The sequence below is a fragment of the Nocardia halotolerans genome (genome assembly GCF_042650145.1).
Lineage (GTDB): Bacteria > Actinomycetota > Actinomycetes > Mycobacteriales > Mycobacteriaceae > Nocardia > Nocardia halotolerans.
On record NZ_JBHSDL010000025.1, the window covers coordinates 13,186 to 30,190 of the forward strand.

A 17,005-nucleotide genomic window follows, 5' to 3' on the forward strand; every position below is an offset into this window, starting at 1 on the left:
TCAATCGGTGCCGAAGCGCGAGGCGTTCGCGCGCGCCCAGTCGGCGAACGTGGTGGCCGGGCGGCCGGTGATGTCCTCGACACTGGTGACCGGCAGCGATTCCGCGGCGGGGGTGTAGCCGAGCAGCACATTGTCGACACACCAGGCCGCGTACTCACCCATGGCGGGGGTCAGGGCGGCGACTGTTTCGTCACGCGTGGCGCGCTGCAGGGTGATGTCACGGCCCAGCGCGTCGGCGAGCTGTGCGACGAGTTCGGTACGGGTGAGGACCTCGGGGCCGGCGAGGGAATGGGCGCGACCCCGGTGATCGTCGGCGAGCAGGGCGGTGGCGGCGACAGCGGCGATGTCGTCCATGGCGATCGGCGCGGTCGCCATGTCGGGCCGCGGCTCGCGGATCACCCCGCCGGCGCCGATCTGCTGCGACCAGCTCAGGGTGTTCTCCATGAAGTCGGCCGGCCACAGATGGGTCCAGTCCAGACCGCTGCCCTCGACGGCCTTGCACACAGTGCCCCACCAGCTTTCGGGCTCACCGGACAGATCGACCACGTGCCGCACGCCGGCCGCACGCGCCAAGTCCAGCACCTCGACGACATTGTCGGGGGTGGGCGCCAGATACATGCGGTCCACGCCGTCGAAGGCGGCGGGCAGGGTGTCGAGCCGGCGTAGATAACCCCGGGCCACCTCGACACCCTCGGGCAGCGCGGCCTTGACCGGATCCACCGTCAGAGCACGGATATCGCTCGCGCCCGCGGCGATCAATCGATCGACCACCATCCGCCCGATATTGGACGTAGCGCCGGTAACCAGGATCGTCATGAATTCTCCCCACTCGATTTCGCTGAAATCCCATCCTGCCGAGATTTCCGCGCCGACGCACATGACCATTGACTGTTGGCTTGCCGGGCTGCATCGTTGACAGCAGGAGTTCGGCGCGTGTCGTGACGGTGCCCGCAGGGTTGGCGCTGTTCACATGGGGTATCAGTGTGATACTGGCAAGCGGGAAGGATCCGATGACGATGCGCGGTCGACGGAATCGACGTGATCGAGAGATTCGCGAAGTACGAGAGGTCCAGGCCCGACCGCCCCACCAGACCGCCAAGTTCTTGTTGTCGGTGCTGGTGCTGGCCTGGTTCGGCGCCGGGCTGGTGGCGGCGATACAGCGCGACTATTTCACCGACACCCCGGTCAATTGCGGCGACTGGGGCACGATCGCGCTCACGGTCGCCGCGGGCCCGCTCAACTATCTGGGCATGAACCCGAAAGTCACCGAATGCCAGCTGCCGGAGCCGAGCCGATGAACTGACGCCGGCCTGCCTCAGCCGATGCCGCCGACGGCGGGCAGTGCCTCGGCGGCCCGCACCGCCGCGGCGAGCTGATCGGCGGTGTCGCGGAGCTGGTCGGGTGTGTGTTCGGAGGTCAGGAAGAAGCGCAGACGTTCACTGCCGACCGGAACCGCCGGTGCGGTGATCGAACCCGCGTAGATGCCGTGCTGGAGCAACCGCGCCGCGACGTATCCGGCGCGGAATTCCTGCGGCACCAGCACCGGGCAGATCGGGGTGCCGTCGGAGACACCCAAATCGAGTTCGCGGTCGACGAGCAGTCCCCGGAAACGCTCGGCGTTGGACCACAGGCGGGCCAGGCGTTGCGGCTCCATGTCCAGGATGTCGAGCGCGGCCAGTGCGGCGCCGATCGTGGACGGTGCCGGTCCGCCACTCAGCATCGCCACGCCGGGGGCGCAGACTTTCATCGCGCCGATCAGGTCGGCGTCTCCGGCGACGAATCCGCCGCAACTGCCCAGGGCCTTGGACAGGGTGCCCATCCAGATGTCGACCGCGTCGCCCGGCAGGTCGAAATGTTCGCGAACTCCCCGACCGGTCGCACCGAACACGCCGAGCGAATGTGCCTCGTCGACCATCACCGCGCAGTCGAACTCTCTGGCCACCGCGGCGATCTCGGGCAGGACCCCAATGGTTCCGTCCATGCTGTAGTGGCCTTCGATCACCACCAGCGCGCGGTCGAAGCCGGCGCGCGCCATGCGCAGCACCGACCGCAGCGATTCGGGGTCGTTGTGGCGGAAGGTGAGTTGGCGCGCGCCCGACCACTGCACACCCGAGACCACGCTGCGGTGGATCAGCGAATCGCAGACGGCGACGTCGCCGTCGCGCAGCAGAAAGCCGATCACCCCCGCGTTGGTGAGATATCCGCTGGTGGTCACCAGTGCGTCGGCGACGTCGTACATCCCGGCCAGGCGCTGTTCGAGTTCGGCGTAGAGGGGGATCTCCCCGGCGACGATGCGTGAGGCCGAAGCCGAAGCGCCGTAGGTGTCGAGCGCGTCCTTGGCGGCCTGCACCACCTTCGGATGATTGCTCAGACCCAGGTAGTTGTAGGCCCCGAAGTTCACCAGGTCGCGCCCTTGCCACCGGATCACGGTGTCATTGGCGCTCTCGCGCAGCAGGAAGACCGGGTTCGGCATCCCGTACTGTTCGTACACCGCGTCGATCGCCGCACGTCGGTGTGCCATCGCGGCCACCTCGGGGTGATCGGCGAACTGACGGCCCGGCCCGCGCCGTGGCCGGCCGGTCACCGGTGCAGCGGCGCCGGGTGCCGGGCTTACGGGCCGCGAAGTGGCCGGCGCCGGGCGGGGTGAATTCACCCCGCCGCCGGTCGCCTCACTGAGCAGTCTCCTGGCCAGTTCCTGAGCCGAGCCGCTCATGCCGCCGCCCTCACGATCGCTTCGGCCACTCGCGCGCCCGCCTGTTCGAGGCTGAACGAGCGGCCCATCTGCAGGGTCATCAGGTCGACGCCGAGCGACTTCGATACCAGCGCACCGAATTCCACCGCCATCAGCGAATCGAGCCCGAGTTCGGGAACCGGCACGCTGAGGTCGATCGAGTCCGCCGCCACACCCATCACTTGGGCCAGTTGCTCGGCGAGCATGTAGGCCACCACCTCACCACGTTTGTCCTCGTCGAGTTCGGCCAGTTCGGTGCGCAATCGGGCCGAGGCCGAGTCGTCCTGTGCCGCCGCGGCGATCATGGTGCTCAGGCGCCCGGTCTGGGCGAAAAAGGGCGCGGTGGCGTCGACCTTGGCCCAGTCGATCGGGATGATCGACGCCTGGGTGATGCCCAGGCGCAGTGCCTGTTCGAGATACTGCGTGCCCTCGTCCATGTCGAGCGGGTCGAAACCGGTGGTGCGCAGATACCGGGCGATGTTCTCGTCGGCGGCCGCCATGCCGCCGCCGGACATGTGTCCCCACCCGACCGCGAGCGCGGTGCCGCCCGCCCGCACCGTGGATTCGGCTACCGCCTGCAGGGCCGAATTGGCTGCGGTGTAAGCGAATTGACCGACAGCGCCGAACATCGTCGAGCCGGAGGAATACAGCACGAAGTGGTCCGGTCGCACGCCTGCCGCCGTGAGCCCGGCTGCCAGGGCACGTACGCCGTCCACCTTCGGCCGGTACACCGCAGACAGATTCTCGATCTCCATCACGGTCACGCGTTTGTCGTCGATCACGCCCGCGGTGTGGAAAACCCCGCGCAGCGGGTGCGCCGGGGCGTGCGCCCGCGCGATCACCGCGCCCACTGCCTCGGCATCGGTGATGTCGACTCGCTCGGTGACGACGGCGACACCCTGCTGCTCCCAGGCCGCGAGCTGGCCCCGGGCCGCCTCGGTCGTGGGGCCACCGCGCCCGAGCAGGGTCAACCGGCGGGCGCCTCGGGCGACGAGCCAGCGCCCGGTTGCCAGGCCGAAGGCGCCGAATCCGCCGGTGATCAGATAGTTCGCCGCCGCCTCGACCTGCACCTGGGGCAGTGCGGGCCGGACCAGGGGTTCGGGTTCGGTCAGGTCGAGCGCGATCCGGCCCCGGCCGGTGGAACGCGCGACCGCTTCGAACGCCTCGCCCACCGCCGCGGTGCCGAACGTGGTGAACGGCAGGGCCCGGTAGGTGCCGTCGTCGAGCCGGGCGTTGATCCCACGGATCAAGTCGATCACTCGTGCGCGCCGCACCCGGGCCATGCGATCCAGATCGAAGGAGAAGTAGGAGATGTTCTTGTCGAAGGCGGACAGCTCCAGCACACCGCCCGCGTAGATGTCGGCCTTGCCGATTTCGACGATGCGGCCGAATTCGGCGACCATCGTGAAGTTCTGGCGTTGCAGTTCTCCCGGTGCGGTACTGAGGATCACGTCGACACCGCGGCCGCCGGTGCGGGCTAGGACCTCGTCGACGAGGGTGAGCGAGCGCGATCCGAGGACGTGGTCGGCCCCTTCGGCCCGCACGGCGGCGCGCCGTTGCTCGGTGCTCGCCGTGCCGATCACGATGGCGCCGTGTAGCTTCGCGATCTGCACCGCGGCCGTGCCGACCCCGCCGGCGGCGCCGTGCACCAGCACGGTTTCCCCCGGTTCGATCCTGGCGAGCTCGAGCAGGGAGTGCTCGGCGGTGGCGAAGGCGGTGCCGCTGGTGCACCGGCCGGGCGGGGTCCCCGGCTCGACCGGAGCCAGCAGCGAGATCTCGGTGGTGTGGTATCTGGCGACCATGCCCTTGGAGGTCACCATCACCTCGTCGCCGACCGCGACTTCGGTGACGCCCTCCCCGACCCGGACCACGGTGCCGGCTCCCTCCATACCCGGCACGGTGCCGAAGTAGGTGGGCGCCAGCTCACGCTCACCCAGCACACCGATCACCTTCAGCGCGTCCTTGTAGTTCAAGCCCACCGCGCTCATGCGCAGCTCGACCTCGCCGGGCCCGGGCGCGCGCCGTGCACAGCGCCGCCAGCCCAGCCGGTTGAAAGTGCGTGAGCGCGGCAACTCCAGGACGAAGTTCGCCTCGGGATCGGTGAGCGGTTGCGCGGTGTCGAGCGCGTCGAGTCGCTGGGGCAGGGTGCGGTCCACCACGGTGACCCAGCGCAGTCCGTCGCGCAGGACGACCTCGTCGCTGCGGTCATGGGTGAAGGCACCGGGTACGGCCAGTTCGGCGGCCAGTTCGGTAGCGCTGACCCGGTCGTCGATGTCGACCAGCCGCCAGCGCAACCGGGACTGTTCGTTGAGCAGCACGCGTCGCGCACCCGCCACCGCGGCCTGGCCGGGATCCGGCGGCGTCGGGTCGGCCGGGTGCGCGTAGGCGTGAGTGGTGACGACGGTCGCGTACAGCGACCCGTCACCGATCAGCGCCATCTCGAGGCCGAGCTCGCTCGCTCGGGCATCGAAGAACCCTTCCAGGGTCGCGGCGACGCGGCGCAGCGTCCACAGGGTCGCGATGTCACCCTCGGCCGCCGCACCGGGCACGACGCAGACGTGCAGACGGGCCACACCCTCGGTGGCGACGATCTCGCGCAGCTGACGGGTCAGGTGCGTTTCCAGCTCCGGCTCGTCGGGGTCGAGGCTGACCGCGGCCGATCCGACACCGCCGGAGCACACCGCTTTGTGTACCCGTTCGGTGCGTTCGCCGGCGCCCTCGCCGTATCCCAGAACCAGGGTGAACAGTCCATCGCTGCTCGGCAGGGCGGCGGCGTCGACCGCTTCACGCAGCTCCCAGCATTCCTCGTAGAAGAAGTCGGTCATCCGTTGCAGTGGCCCCGCGCCGGGGGTGAGCGAGCCGAACCGGACGCCCCTGAGTTGCACGCAGACCTCGTTGCCGGGACCGAGCAGGTCGATGTCGGCGGTCGGGGCATCGTCTTCGGACAGTCGGGTCAATACCGTCACCTCGGCGGGCAGCGCGGCCAGTCGGCGCACCGACGCGACCCCGACCGGAACCATCGCGCCTTCTTGGTTGCCGCCGCGGCCCACGAGCAGGGCAGCGACTGTCTGCAGGGCCGCGTCGAGGACCGCGGGGTGGGCCAGATGCGCGGTGCCCTGGGCGATCTCACCGTCGAGTCGGGCCACGACGGTGTCGGTCGCCAACCGGATCGCGGTGACCCGGCGAAATGCCGGACCGTAGGTGAGCCCGGCCGCTGCCAGGCCGGTGTAGAAGTCGGCGGGGTCCACCGCGACCATCGTGTCGGGACCGGGAACCTCGGCGGTGATCGGCGTGTAGGAGCCTTCGACGAGGCGGCCGGTGGCGTGCACGGTCCAGATCGTCGCGGCCGCGCCACGGGAGCGAATGGTGAATCGTCGCGTCGCGTCCTGCACGTGGAGTTCGACAATCGGCGCGTCACCGGCGTCGACGATCATCGGCGCGACGAACCGCACTTCTTCGAGGCCGACCTGCTCGGCTTCGGCCCGCACCGCGGCGGCACTGAGCGCGGCGTCGAGGTAGCCGGCGCCCGGCAGAATCCGGCTGCCCGCCACCACATGGTCGTCGAGCCACGGTTGCGCCGCGATCGACAGATTCAGTCGCCAGGTGGCCGCATCGTCGGGGTGCCGGTCGCCGAGCATGGGCCGCGCGTCGGCGGTGCCGTGGCGCAGCACGTGCATCTCGGGCAGTTCCGAACGCAGCCGCGTGCGCTGCCACGGGTAGCGGGGCAGGTCGATATGGGGTGTGGGCCCGGGGGTGTGGGCGAACAGGGCGTCGATGTCGAGTGCCCCGGCGGCGTAGAGATCGACCAGTATCCGGCGCATGCTGTGCGCGTCGTGCTGCTTGCGGTGCAGGGTGGCGATGGTGGTTCCCGTTTCACCCGCGCCGATCAGGATCTCGCGAACGTTGGCCCCCAACACCGGATGCGGGCCGACCTCGAGGAAGACCCGGTGGCCCGCCTTCACCACGGCGGCGATCGCGTCGGCGAAACGCACCGGCCTGCGGACGTTGGCACACCAGTACTCACCGTGCCAGTCGGCGCCGGTGACCGGCGCGCCGGTGACGGTCGAGTACAACGGCAGCCGTGGCTCGTTGACGGTGATGCCGGCCAGCGCGGCACGCAGTTCGTCGAGGATCGGGTCCATCAGCGCACTGTGGTAGGGCACCTCTACCTGCAACCGACGGTTGAACACGCCACGCTCGGTGAGCGTCTCGGCGATCACGTCGAGCCGGTCGAGGGCGCCGGCGAGGGTGACCGCGGACGGGCTGTTGATCGCCGCGATGTCGACGAACTCTTCTCCGGCGACGAGTTCACCGGCCGGTTCGGGCCCGAGACCCACCGCCAGCATGCCGCCGGTGCCCGCCGTGGTGGCCTGCAGGCGGGCCCGGTGGTAGCTGACCAGCACGGCGTCGCGCAGCGACAGCATGCCGGTGACATACGCGGCCGCCACCTCACCGACACTGTGACCGACCACGACCGCGGGTGCGATCCCCTGTTCGCGCAGCGTCGCGTGGAGCGCGACCTGGACCAGGAAGTTGGCCGGTTGCGCGACGGCGGTGGAGGTCACCGTCGATTCGGCTTCGGGCCGCAGCAATTCCTCGATGATCGACCAGCCGGCCACGGCGGTGAACTCGGCGTCGACCCGCTTGGCCTCGGTGGCGAAAACGCTCTCGGTGGTGAGCAGTTCGCGCGCCATCGCCCACCACTGCGGTCCCATGCCGGTGAAGATGTACACCGGTTCCGCGGCCCGTTTGGCGACCGTGCGCCCGACTCGTCCCGAGCCGGTCGCCAGGTCGATCAGACCCCGCACCAGTTCGGTGTCGTCGCCGAAGGCGATTCCCGCGCGGATCGGGTGATGGTGGCGTCGGCGCCAGGCCGCTTCGGCCAGCAATTGCGGATCGGCGCCGTCGGCGATCCGTTCGGCGACCCCGCGGGCGAGTTCCCGCACGGCTGCCTCCGACCGGCCGGACAGCGGCAGCACACCGAAATGCGCAGGCGCCCGGTCGGTTCCGGCGGTGGGCCGGTGTTCCTGCAGGATCACGTGCGCGTTCGTGCCGCCGTAGCCGAATCCGTTGACGGCCACCGTCATCCGCTCGACCTCGGGGCCCACCGGTTCGGGCTCGGTGAGCAGGCGGATCCCCCACTCGTCGAAGGCGATATCGGGGTTGGGCGTATCCAGCCAGCCCTGCGGTGGGATCGTGCGGTGCCGGATCGCCAGCGCCGACTTGATGATGCCTGCCACGCCGGAAGCGGCCTCGGTGTGTCCGAGCGTCGCCTTCAGCGATCCGACTCCGAGCGGCGCCGGCCGACCGGTGGCCGCACCGTAAGCCCGCCCTATCGCCCGCAGTTCGAGCGGGTCACCGACCGGGGTACCGGTGCCGTGCGCCTCGACGTAGGTGACTTCCCGCGCGTCGATCCCGGATCGGCGGATCACCGTGCGCGCCAGGCTTTCCTGCGCGTTCGCGTTGGGGACGGTGATGGCGGTGGTCCGCCCGTCCTGGTTGGTGCCGGTGGCCTTGACCACCGCGTAGATCCGGTCGCCGTCGCGTTCGGCGTCGGCCAGCTTCTTCAGCACCACCACGCCGGCGCCCTCGCCGCGGCCGTAGCCGTCGGCCGCGGCGTCGAAGGGCTTGCTGCGCCCGTCGGCGGCCAGGAAACCGCCCTTGCACATCGTCACGAATGTTTCCGGCTGCACCATCACGTTCACGCCACCGGCGATCGCGGATTCGCAGTCGCCGTCGGCGATGGCGCGACAGGCCAGGTGCAGCGCGACCAGCGACGACGAGCAGGCGGTGTCGACCGTGACGGCCGGACCTTTGAGGTCGAGCGCGTAGGCCAGCCGGTTCGACAACATCGTGTAGGACACGCCCACCGCGGTGTGCAGATCGACATGCGGCAGCGCCGGGCCCACCGACACCGACAGCTGATCGAGCGTGAAGGCGCCCACGTAGACCCCGAGCGAGGAGCCCGCGCTGCGTCCGGCGACGCCCGCGTCGTCGAGCGCTTCCCAGGCGACTTCCAGCAGCAGCCGCTGCTGGGGGTCCATGGCGGTGGCCTCGCGCGGGGAGATGCCGAAGAACTCGGGGTCGAAGGCCCAGGGATCGCCGGTCATGAACGCGCCGCGCTTGGTGTACATGCGCCCGGGCGCGCGCCGGTCGGGGTCGTAGTACCGCCGCCAGTCCCAGCGTTCCGGTGGGATCTCGCGCACCCCGTCGCGCTTGTCGATCACGAACTCCCAGAACGACTCCGGCGAATCGATACCACCGGCATAGCGACAGCCGATACCGACGATGGCAATGTCAGTCATGTGCATTCCTCAGTTCGAGCGGCTGCGGGCGGCGAACCATGATGTTGAGTTCCGGGCCGGCCGTGCCGAGGCGCACGGCGCCGACGCGTTCGTTGCCCAGGGCCCGGTAGTAGTCGACGTTGGCGTCTTTGCAGATGCCGCAGAGCGCCGCGCCCTGCCGGTCGGCCTTGTCGGTGAACGACGCGTACAGCGCTCGGCCGATGCCGCTGCGCTGCACGGCCGGATCGGCGCCCAGGTAGACGTGGAACAGGTGCGGTTCGGTCGGCGCGGCGCGGTCCATCGCCGCGTCGACGTCGGAACCGCGGCGCACCGCCGTGCCCATCGCGGCGAGAAACTCCGGTCCCGCGAGCATTTCGCGCAGGCCACCCGGCCGGTATCCGTGCGGGTACCACAGCAGCACGCCGACGACACGGTCGTCCAGCAGTGCCACCTCGGCGCCACCGGCAGGCAGGAAGCGATGCTTGATCATGGCGCGCAGCATGCGTGGTGCTCGACGATGCCGGACGGTCTCGTCGGGGAAGACGTACTCGTCGACCGGATCGTCGTGGGCGAAGGCGGCGGCCAGCACCCGTACCATCGGGTCGATGTCGGCCCGGGTCGCGGCGCGAACGAGCGGTCTCGCCATGGAACTCAAAGCTGTTGTACCTCAAACGATCTACCGCGATCCACGACGCAACATTGCGTTCGGCAGGCGGCTGTTCGTTAGGCTATCTCAGGACAGGAATCCAGCCGATGAGTTTCTGACGACTTGCCGTCTTTCGTCAGGTCGTCATCCGTCAAGGGGACTGGCGAGGTGCCGTACCGCCGCGTGCATTCGGACAGTGTCCCTCACTACGCTGGAGCGGTCTGCGCATTGCAGTGTCCGCATCAGTGAGGAGAACCGTCCATGTGGCCGACACAGTGGCCCGCATCGGCTCGCGCGATCGCGACCGGAATCGACTCCGCCCTCACCGCGGCCCGCGCCACCGATGCGGCCGGGTTCGATGCCGCGATGACCGACCTCGCCGCGCTCGCCCCGGACCAGGTCGAGGCGGTCCAGGCGGCGATCGTGCGGGAACTGCTCGAAATCGCACACCCCGACGGACTCTCCGGCGACGACGTTCGTGCCGTACTCGAGGCCGTGGTGCACCGCTCGGCGGCCTGGCTGCCGCGAATCGACGTGCCGGCCATGATCAGCGTGCTCACCGGGGCACTGAATGTCCAGGAGCCCGACGACGCGGACCGGTCGTGGACCGATCCCCGACCGGCCGCGATGTTGCTCATCGAGTACCTGGCCCAGCTGTCGGGTACCGCGCCGACGGCCTCGATCCGGCGTGCCATCGACGAGATCGCCAGGGCCGAGACGGTCGAGATGCCGTGAACCACTGAACACTCCGGGTTTTCGACTGTTTGAGCTCGGCGCGGTGGGGCATTCGCTGATGTACCACCACGCCGTCCACCCGCCGCAGGAGAGAGTCATGCAGTCGCCCAGATCGCCATTGCCCACCACCACCGCCAGCGGTACCCCCGAGGCCACCCCGGCCGTGGTTTCCGACGACCGGGAACTGGTGGTCAACCTGCTCGATCCACACATGCGCGCGCTCTGCGCTTCGGCGGCCGGTTTGTCGGGCCAGGCGCTGTTGCGCTTGGCGGCCGCCGCCGAGACGCTGCGGCAAACCGAGGGGCTCGAAGCGGCGGCGCGTACCGCGCAACTCTGATCACCGGCACTACAGTCGGATGATGGGCATCGAATGTTGCGCCGTCGTCGCCACACCGAGGGCCGAGGTCTTCGCCTGGTTCGCTCGCCGCGGGGCTTTCGCCCGGCTCGCCCCACCGTGGCAGCCGGTGACCCTGCTCGCCGAAGCGGATTCGCTGGCCACCGGGCGGGCGGTGCTCGGACTACCCGGCGGGCTGCGCTGGGTGGCCCAGCACGACCCCGCCGAATACCGCGAACCCGAACGATTCGTCGACGCGGTCACGGCCGACGGACCCGCTTCACTGCCCACCGCGCGGCTGCTGCCGTGGCGCCACATCCACGAGTTCGCCGAGGTCGACGCCGAGCACACCCGCGTGACCGATCGAGTGCAAACCCCGATCCCGGAGTTCGCGCTACGGCCGATGTTCGACTACCGATACCGGCAACTGGCCGACGACCTGGCCGCCCACCGACGCGGCGCCGAAGCCGGGCTGACACCGTCGACCATCGCGGTGACCGGAGCCTCGGGATTGGTCGGTTCCGCCCTGTGTGCCTTCCTGACCAGTGGCGGGCACCGCGTGGTGCGGTTGGTCCGCCACCCGGCCCGCGACCACGGCGAACGACAGTGGAACCCCGATGAGCCCGCCCCTGACCTGCTCGTCGACGTCGATGCCGTTGTCCACCTCGCCGGCGCCTCCATCGCCGGCCGCTTCACCGAGGAGCATCGGCGAGCGATCGCCGACAGCCGGATCGAACCGACCCGGCGCCTCGCCGAGCTCGCCGCCACCACCGGAGTTGCCACCTTCGTCAGCGCCTCCGCCATCGGTTTCTACGGCTACGACCGAGGTGAGGAGCCGCTCACCGAGCAGTCCGAGCGCGGGGACGGCTTCCTGGCCGATGTCGTCGACCGGTGGGAATCGGCCACCGAGCCCGCGGCGGCCGCCGGAGTCCGCGTCGTGCGGGTCCGCACCGGGGTGGTCCAGTCCCCGCGAGGCGGCACCCTGCGACTGCTGCGCCCCCTGTTCACCGCCGGCCTCGGCGGCCGCATCGGCGACGGCAGGCAGTGGTTGTCCTGGATCGGCATCGACGACCTGGTCGACATCTACCACCGTGCCCTGTGGGACACCGGCCTGAGCGGACCGGTCAACGCGGTTGCGCCCCAACCGGTTCGCAACAGCGAATACACCCGCACACTGGCCCGGGTCCTGCATCGGCCCGCACTGCTGCCGGTACCATCGTTCGGCCCCGCCGTGCTGCTCGGCCGCCAGGGCGCCCGCGAACTCGCCGAGGCGAACCAGCGCGTGGTCCCCGCCGAACTGACCGAGGCCGGCCACACCTTCCGTACCGGCGGCTTGCCGGAAACCCTGCGCCATGTCCTGGGCCGCACACGATGAGTGTGGCCGTCGCCCTGTTCACCAGGGACTTGCGGGTACGGGACAATCCGGCGCTCACCGCGGCGGTCCGCGAGGCCGACCAAGTGGTCCCTTTGTTCGTCGTCGACGACACCCTGGTTCCCTGCCCGCCGAACCGCGCGCATTTCCTCGCCGCGGCCCTGACCGAACTCGACACCGAACTGCGCGCCCTCGGCGGCGCCCTCGTGGTGCGGTCCGGCACGGTGGCCGACGAGGTAGCCCGTGTGCTCGCCGAAACCGGCGCCACCAGCGTGCATCTGGCCGAGGACGTCAGCGGCTACAGCAGACGACGCGAGGAGGCGTTGCGCCGGACGAACGCGGCAGTCCATGTCCACTCCGGTTCCATCACCGCCACCTCCGCGGAGCTCGTCCCGTCGACGGGACGCGATCACTTCGCCGTGTTCACCCCCTATTTCCGGCGGTGGAGCGCCGCGCATCGCCGCAAACCGCTGCCGGCGCCACCGTCGCTGTCCGTACCGGCACTGTCGAGCGCGGCCCTGCCCGGTCCGACGGCGCTCGGCAGCGGGGAACCGTCTCCACAGTTGCGCGTCGGCGGGGAGACGACCGGACGCGCACTGCTCGAGCAGTGGCTCGACGGCCCGATCACCGGCTACGCCGACCACAGCGACGACCTCGCCGCCGACGCGACCTCCCACCTGTCGGCCCATCTGCATTTCGGATGCCTGTCCCCGACCGATGTGGTGGGCAGGGTCGATCCGACCGACGCGGGCGGGCTCGCCTTCGCCCGGCAGTTGGCCTGGCGGGACTTCCACCACCAGGTGCTCGCGGCCCGGCCCGATGCCGCGTGGCGGGACTACCGCACGCGCACGACCCCCGGGCCGGTCGACGAAAAGGCGCTTGCCGCTTGGAAAGCCGGCCGTACCGGGTATCCGATCGTCGACGCCGGGATGCGGCAGTTGCGGACCGAGGGCTGGATGCCGGGCCGGGCGCGGCTGATCGCGGCGAGCTTTCTGGCCAAGTCGCTACGCCAAGACTGGCGTCTCGGCGCGGCGCACTTCCTGCACTGGCTCGTCGACGCCGATCTCGCGAACAACCAGCTCAACTGGCAGTGGATCGCGGGCACCGGCACCGACACCCGGCCCAACCGCGTCCTCAACCCCCTGCGACAGGCCGACCGCTACGACCCCGACGGCTCTTATGCGCGCCGGTGGTTGCCCGAGCTCGCGCACCTGCCGGGTGCGCGTGTGCACCGCCCCTGGCGCGAGAACGTCGATGCGGCGGTCTATCCCCCGCGCCTCATCGACTGCGTCGGCAGCTAGGGCCCGTTGCCCGCCAGCCGATCGCGCTCGGCGCGCAGCGAGGCCACGGTGTCCTCGAGTTCGAGGATGCGCGCGATCGAGGCCAGGTTCATGCCCTGGGTGGTCAGGGTGGTGATGCGGTGCAGGCGGGTCAGGTCGTCGCCGCTGTAGCGCCGGGTGCCGCCGGCGCTGCGAGCCGGAGTGATGAGCCCGTGCTGCTCGTAGAGACGTAGTGTCTGCACGCCGATCCCGGCCAGCTCGGCCGCGACGGAGATGGCATATACCGCCTGCCCGGCCGAAGGCAGGCTGTCGCGCCGCATGTCCATCTAGTTCCTCACCTCGCGTTCTGTTCGCTCCGACCAGATTACCTAGCTCGACTACTTGCACTCGATTGGGTCGAGTGCTAAATAATATCTGTGTCAGATGACAGAGGTTATCTGACAATCAGACTACCGAGGATGGAGTGAGTTGGAGGTGGCGACCATGTTGATGCGCACCGATCCGTTCCGCGATCTGGACCGGGTGACCCAGCAGGTGTTCGGTACGGCGGCCCGGCCCGCGGCGATGCCGATGGATGCCTGGCGAGACGGCGAGGAGTTCTTCGTCGAGTTCGATCTGCCCGGGATCGACCCGGACTCGCTGGACCTGGATGTCGAACGCAATGTGGTCACCGTGCGGGCCACACGCCCAGGCCTGGACACCGAGCGCTCGATGATCGCCGCCGAACGGCCGCGCGGAATGTTCAGCCGCCAGTTGTTCCTCGGCGACAACATGGACACCGACCGCATCCGCGCCGACTATCGCGACGGTGTGCTGCGCCTGACGATCCCGGTCGCGGAGAAGGCCAAGCCGCGCAAGATCGAAGTCTTCCACCAGCGCGACAACCAGACCGTCGACGCCTGAGACCCGACGCCGGTCGAACATTCCCGCGACCGGCTTCACCACAGTCGCCCGTATCGACCCTGCCTGGAGCACTGCTATGCCGATGACGACTTCCCCCGCCGCGCCGATCGAAGACCACACCGCCGTGCCGGATCCGCACCGCCACCGCGAGGCGGAGTTCGGCAGCTGGCAGCCCGGCCACGTGGCCTGGTTCGACGCCGAGAAGGGCTTCGGTTTCCTCACCCCCGACCACGGCGATCAGGCGGTCTTCGTCGAACACACCGCCATCCAGGCGCCCGGTTACAAAACCCTGCGTGCCGGGCAGCCGGTGGTCTTCACCGCCACCGACACCTCTCGTGGGCCCGAAGCGGTGCGGGTGCTGACCTACGACAGCACCCGCACCGCGCCACCTTCACCCACCCCGCTCGTCCACCCGTCCACGCGATCGTGGCGGCCGCGCTGCCGCCGCGCCGCCTGACCCGCCCCCTACCGATTCCTTCGTCGAGGACTCACATGCACACCGAACTCCGCACCCGACCCGAAACCGGGACCGCCGACCTGCCGTCCCCGGCCGAGACCACTGTCCGCTGGCCCGATCCCAGTCCCCTGCAGGACTGGTGGACCGAGGTCATGGACGGCGTACCCCAGTACCCGGTGCGCTCCTGAGGCCGGGCCCGGGCCGTAGCCGGTATGCCTGAGCCGGGCCGGCCCCTCGGTGCGTTATCGTCGGCTCCGGAGAGCAAAGCGTGCCCGAGGGGCTCACTGCCCCGTTCAGTACTGACCTGACCTGCGGTATCAGGGAGGAATCGTGGACATTACAGAGCTGATCCTTGATGACCACCACGAGCAGCGCCGGCTGTTCGCCATCGTGGAACAGATCGACCGCGCGGAGACCGAGGTGCTCTCCGCGATCTGGGACAGGCTGGCCGCCTTCCTCGAACTGCACGCCCAGGCCGAAGAGGAGATCTTCTACCCCGCACTGCTGCAGGAAGGCATGGCCGCCCGGCGCACGGGTGTGGTGGAGGACGAAACGCTCGATGCCATCCACGACCACAACGACATCCGCGACGCGGTCGCCGAAGTGGCCCGCCACCAGGTCGGCACCGACGAGTGGTACGCGGCGGTCGCGGCAGCCAACCGCGCCAACGGCGACCACATGGCCGAGGAGGAACGCGAGGGCCTCACCGATTTCCGCCGCCTGGCCGGGTTGCGGACCCGCCATCGCCTCGCTGTCGCCTTCGCCGCCTACGAGGCACGCAACTACGCCGGTGTCCGCTCAGTCGACAAGGACCCGGACGCCTACGTCCGCGCGGCCGAGAACCTCGAGACACCAGCGAGCGGGTCACTCAGTGTCGGGGGCCTGAAGCCGAGCTGATCGGCGTCAGGACTTCCGAGGCAGGCCCGCAGCAACCGCCCGCGCCGGCTTCGGCCGGATCATCGAAAAGTCCCGCGCCACCACAGACTCCGGTTTCCGGCAGGGACAGCTCGACGCGCGCGGCGGACTCGTGGTCACCGACGAGGGCCGCGGCGATCGAGCGGACCTGCTCGTAGCCCGTCATCGCCAGGAACGTCGGGGCGCGGCCGTAGCTCTTCATCCCCACGAGGTAGACACCGGGTTCGGGATGGGTCAGTTCGGCGACGCCGTGCGGGTACACGGTGCCACAGGAATGGACGTTCGGATCGATCAGCGGCGCCAACCGGACCGGGGCCTGCAGCACCGGATCCAGTTCCAAACGCACTTCCGACAGCCATGCCGATTCGGGGCGGAAGCCGGTGAGCGCCACCACGGTGTCGACGTCGTCGATGCGGCGACCGTCGTCGGCCACCAGGGCGAGGCGCCCTGCGCTGTCGGATTCGACGGCGGCGGTGCGGAATCCGGTGACCACCTCCAGCAAGCCCGCCTCGACGGCCTGTTTCGCACGGATGCCGAGTGCGCCGCGGGCGGGCAGTTCGTCGGCGGCACCACCACCGAACGTGGCGTCGGCGGAACCACGTCGCAGCACCCAGGTCAGCCGGGTGCCCGGTTCCCGTTGCGCCAGCTGCGCCAGCGCCACGATCGCCGTGAGCGCCGAGTGACCGCTGCCGGCGATCACCGTGTGGCGGCCGCGGTAGCGGGCGGACTCGTCGGCGGAGTCGAGATCGGGCACCCGGTAGGTCACCGCGCCGGTGCCGCGTTCGCCGAGCGCCGGGAGCCCCTCTCCGCCCAGTGGATTCGGGCTGCCCCAGGTACCGGAGGCATCGATCACCGCGCGGGCCAGGACCCGGTCCTCGCTGCCGTCGGCTCGGCGCAGATGCACCGACAGCGGTTCGCTGTCGCGGCCGGCGTCGACCACGCGGTCACGACCCCGCCGCGCCACCCCGACGACCTCGGTGCCGAAGCGCACCGAGTCACCGAGCACGGCGGCCAGTGGGACGAGGTAGTCGCGCGCCCATTCCCGGCCGGTCGGGTAGTCCTCGGCGGCCGGAGCGGTCCACTCGGTGCCCGCGAGCAGGCGGCGCGCGGCGGGCGCGATCAGTTCCGCCCAGCGGGAGAACAATCGCACATGGTTCCATTCGGCGACGGCGGCGCCCGCGTGTGCGCCGCGTTCGAACACCACCACGTCCACATCGCGTTCACGCAGCTCGGCGGCGGCGGCGAGCCCCACGGGGCCGGCGCCGACCACTACCACGGGCAGATCAGACATCGCATTCTCCATTCATCGATACGCATCGATCTTACGCACGGAACTCTATCGACCAAC

General features: G+C 69.9%; 15 protein-coding genes. 9 read left to right on the plus strand and 6 right to left on the minus strand.

Annotation, left to right across the window (positions count from 1 at the left end; all coding sequences use genetic code 11):
* A complete protein-coding gene (locus tag ACFO5K_RS18535; protein WP_378564230.1) occupies positions 1-816 on the minus strand; it encodes an NAD(P)H-binding protein in 816 nt (271 codons plus the stop codon).
* A 287-nt stretch (positions 817-1,103) separates the two neighbouring features.
* Between ACFO5K_RS18535 and ACFO5K_RS18540 the strand changes: the two genes are divergently transcribed.
* On the plus strand, positions 1,104-1,298 hold the full coding sequence (locus tag ACFO5K_RS18540) for a hypothetical protein (protein ID WP_378566162.1): 195 nt from the start codon (positions 1,104-1,106) through the stop codon (positions 1,296-1,298).
* 17 nt (positions 1,299-1,315) lie between these two features.
* Here the strand turns inward: ACFO5K_RS18540 and ACFO5K_RS18545 are convergent, their stop codons facing one another.
* From ACFO5K_RS18545 to ACFO5K_RS18555, 3 genes are read right to left on the minus strand one after another with little or no spacing between them, the layout of a single operon-like run.
* The gene (locus tag ACFO5K_RS18545; protein WP_378564233.1) at positions 1,316-2,713 is read right to left on the minus strand and encodes an aminotransferase class I/II-fold pyridoxal phosphate-dependent enzyme; all 1,398 of its coding nucleotides are present in this window, start codon (positions 2,711-2,713) and stop codon (positions 1,316-1,318) included.
* Positions 2,710-9,036, minus strand: a complete 6,327-nt coding sequence (locus tag ACFO5K_RS18550; RefSeq protein WP_378564236.1) for a type I polyketide synthase — start codon at positions 9,034-9,036, stop codon at positions 2,710-2,712. The genes ACFO5K_RS18545 and ACFO5K_RS18550 overlap by 4 nt, the downstream gene beginning before the upstream one ends.
* Positions 9,029-9,661 carry a GNAT family N-acetyltransferase gene (locus ACFO5K_RS18555; RefSeq protein WP_378564239.1) on the minus strand — a complete coding sequence of 211 codons (633 nt, stop codon included), beginning with the start codon at positions 9,659-9,661 and terminating at the stop codon, positions 9,029-9,031. Before ACFO5K_RS18555 ends, ACFO5K_RS18550 begins: the two co-directional genes overlap by 8 nt.
* 261 nt (positions 9,662-9,922) lie before the next feature.
* Between ACFO5K_RS18555 and ACFO5K_RS18560 the strand changes: the two genes are divergently transcribed.
* The 4 genes from ACFO5K_RS18560 (at position 9,923) to ACFO5K_RS18575 (ending at position 13,403) form a co-directional block, all read left to right on the plus strand.
* On the plus strand, positions 9,923-10,396 hold the full coding sequence (locus tag ACFO5K_RS18560) for a hypothetical protein (protein WP_378564242.1): 474 nt from the start codon (positions 9,923-9,925) through the stop codon (positions 10,394-10,396).
* Positions 10,397-10,493: 97 nt separating this feature from the next.
* Positions 10,494-10,733 (plus strand): hypothetical protein, encoded by a 240-nt coding sequence (locus ACFO5K_RS18565; RefSeq protein WP_378564245.1) that lies wholly within the window; start codon positions 10,494-10,496, stop codon positions 10,731-10,733.
* A 22-nt stretch (positions 10,734-10,755) separates the two neighbouring features.
* Positions 10,756-12,105: a TIGR01777 family oxidoreductase gene (locus ACFO5K_RS18570; protein ID WP_378564248.1), complete on the plus strand. Its 1,350-nt coding sequence runs from the start codon at positions 10,756-10,758 to the stop codon at positions 12,103-12,105.
* Positions 12,102-13,403 (plus strand): cryptochrome/photolyase family protein, encoded by a 1,302-nt coding sequence (locus ACFO5K_RS18575; protein WP_378564251.1) that lies wholly within the window; start codon positions 12,102-12,104, stop codon positions 13,401-13,403. Before ACFO5K_RS18570 ends, ACFO5K_RS18575 begins: the two co-directional genes overlap by 4 nt.
* On the opposite strand, the gene ACFO5K_RS18580 is transcribed toward ACFO5K_RS18575, so the two are convergent.
* On the minus strand, positions 13,400-13,708 hold the full coding sequence (locus tag ACFO5K_RS18580) for a MerR family transcriptional regulator (RefSeq protein ID WP_378564254.1): 309 nt from the start codon (positions 13,706-13,708) through the stop codon (positions 13,400-13,402). The two genes, ACFO5K_RS18575 and ACFO5K_RS18580, sit on opposite strands and share 4 nt — an antisense overlap.
* 157 nt (positions 13,709-13,865) lie before the next feature.
* Here ACFO5K_RS18580 and ACFO5K_RS18585 point away from each other — a divergent pair, with 157 nt between their 5' ends.
* The 4 genes from ACFO5K_RS18585 (at position 13,866) to ACFO5K_RS18600 (ending at position 15,639) form a co-directional block, all read left to right on the plus strand.
* Complete coding sequence (locus tag ACFO5K_RS18585) at positions 13,866-14,285, plus strand: Hsp20/alpha crystallin family protein (RefSeq protein WP_378564257.1); 420 nt, start codon at positions 13,866-13,868, stop codon at positions 14,283-14,285.
* Between the two features lie 82 nt (positions 14,286-14,367).
* Complete coding sequence (locus tag ACFO5K_RS18590) at positions 14,368-14,742, plus strand: cold-shock protein (RefSeq protein ID WP_378564260.1); 375 nt, start codon at positions 14,368-14,370, stop codon at positions 14,740-14,742.
* 35 nt (positions 14,743-14,777) lie between these two features.
* Entirely contained in the window at positions 14,778-14,930 is a 153-nt protein-coding gene (locus ACFO5K_RS18595; RefSeq protein WP_378564263.1) for a hypothetical protein, read from the plus strand.
* A 142-nt stretch (positions 14,931-15,072) separates the two neighbouring features.
* The gene (locus ACFO5K_RS18600; protein ID WP_378564266.1) at positions 15,073-15,639 is read left to right on the plus strand and encodes a hemerythrin domain-containing protein; all 567 of its coding nucleotides are present in this window, start codon (positions 15,073-15,075) and stop codon (positions 15,637-15,639) included.
* Here ACFO5K_RS18600 and ACFO5K_RS18605 read toward each other — a convergent pair.
* Positions 15,611-16,948 carry an FAD-dependent oxidoreductase gene (locus tag ACFO5K_RS18605; RefSeq protein ID WP_378564269.1) on the minus strand — a complete coding sequence of 446 codons (1,338 nt, stop codon included), beginning with the start codon at positions 16,946-16,948 and terminating at the stop codon, positions 15,611-15,613. The two genes, ACFO5K_RS18600 and ACFO5K_RS18605, sit on opposite strands and share 29 nt — an antisense overlap.
* Between the last annotated feature and the right edge of the window lie 57 nt (positions 16,949-17,005).

Coding starts and splice junctions, on each gene's coding strand:
- ACFO5K_RS18585 (WP_378564257.1), top strand. CDS start 13,866: ATGTTGATGCGCACCGATCCGTTCCGCGATCTGGACCGGGTGACCCAG.
- ACFO5K_RS18590 (WP_378564260.1), top strand. CDS start 14,368: ATGACGACTTCCCCCGCCGCGCCGATCGAAGACCACACCGCCGTGCCG.
- ACFO5K_RS18535 (WP_378564230.1), bottom strand. CDS start 816: ATGACGATCCTGGTTACCGGCGCTACGTCCAATATCGGGCGGATGGTG.
- ACFO5K_RS18550 (WP_378564236.1), bottom strand. CDS start 9,036: ATGACTGACATTGCCATCGTCGGTATCGGCTGTCGCTATGCCGGTGGT.
- ACFO5K_RS18580 (WP_378564254.1), bottom strand. CDS start 13,708: ATGGACATGCGGCGCGACAGCCTGCCTTCGGCCGGGCAGGCGGTATAT.
- ACFO5K_RS18570 (WP_378564248.1), top strand. CDS start 10,756: ATGGGCATCGAATGTTGCGCCGTCGTCGCCACACCGAGGGCCGAGGTC.
- ACFO5K_RS18560 (WP_378564242.1), top strand. CDS start 9,923: ATGTGGCCGACACAGTGGCCCGCATCGGCTCGCGCGATCGCGACCGGA.
- ACFO5K_RS18595 (WP_378564263.1), top strand. CDS start 14,778: ATGCACACCGAACTCCGCACCCGACCCGAAACCGGGACCGCCGACCTG.
- ACFO5K_RS18575 (WP_378564251.1), top strand. CDS start 12,102: ATGAGTGTGGCCGTCGCCCTGTTCACCAGGGACTTGCGGGTACGGGAC.
- ACFO5K_RS18545 (WP_378564233.1), bottom strand. CDS start 2,713: ATGAGCGGCTCGGCTCAGGAACTGGCCAGGAGACTGCTCAGTGAGGCG.
- ACFO5K_RS18565 (WP_378564245.1), top strand. CDS start 10,494: ATGCAGTCGCCCAGATCGCCATTGCCCACCACCACCGCCAGCGGTACC.
- ACFO5K_RS18555 (WP_378564239.1), bottom strand. CDS start 9,661: ATGGCGAGACCGCTCGTTCGCGCCGCGACCCGGGCCGACATCGACCCG.
- ACFO5K_RS18605 (WP_378564269.1), bottom strand. CDS start 16,948: ATGTCTGATCTGCCCGTGGTAGTGGTCGGCGCCGGCCCCGTGGGGCTC.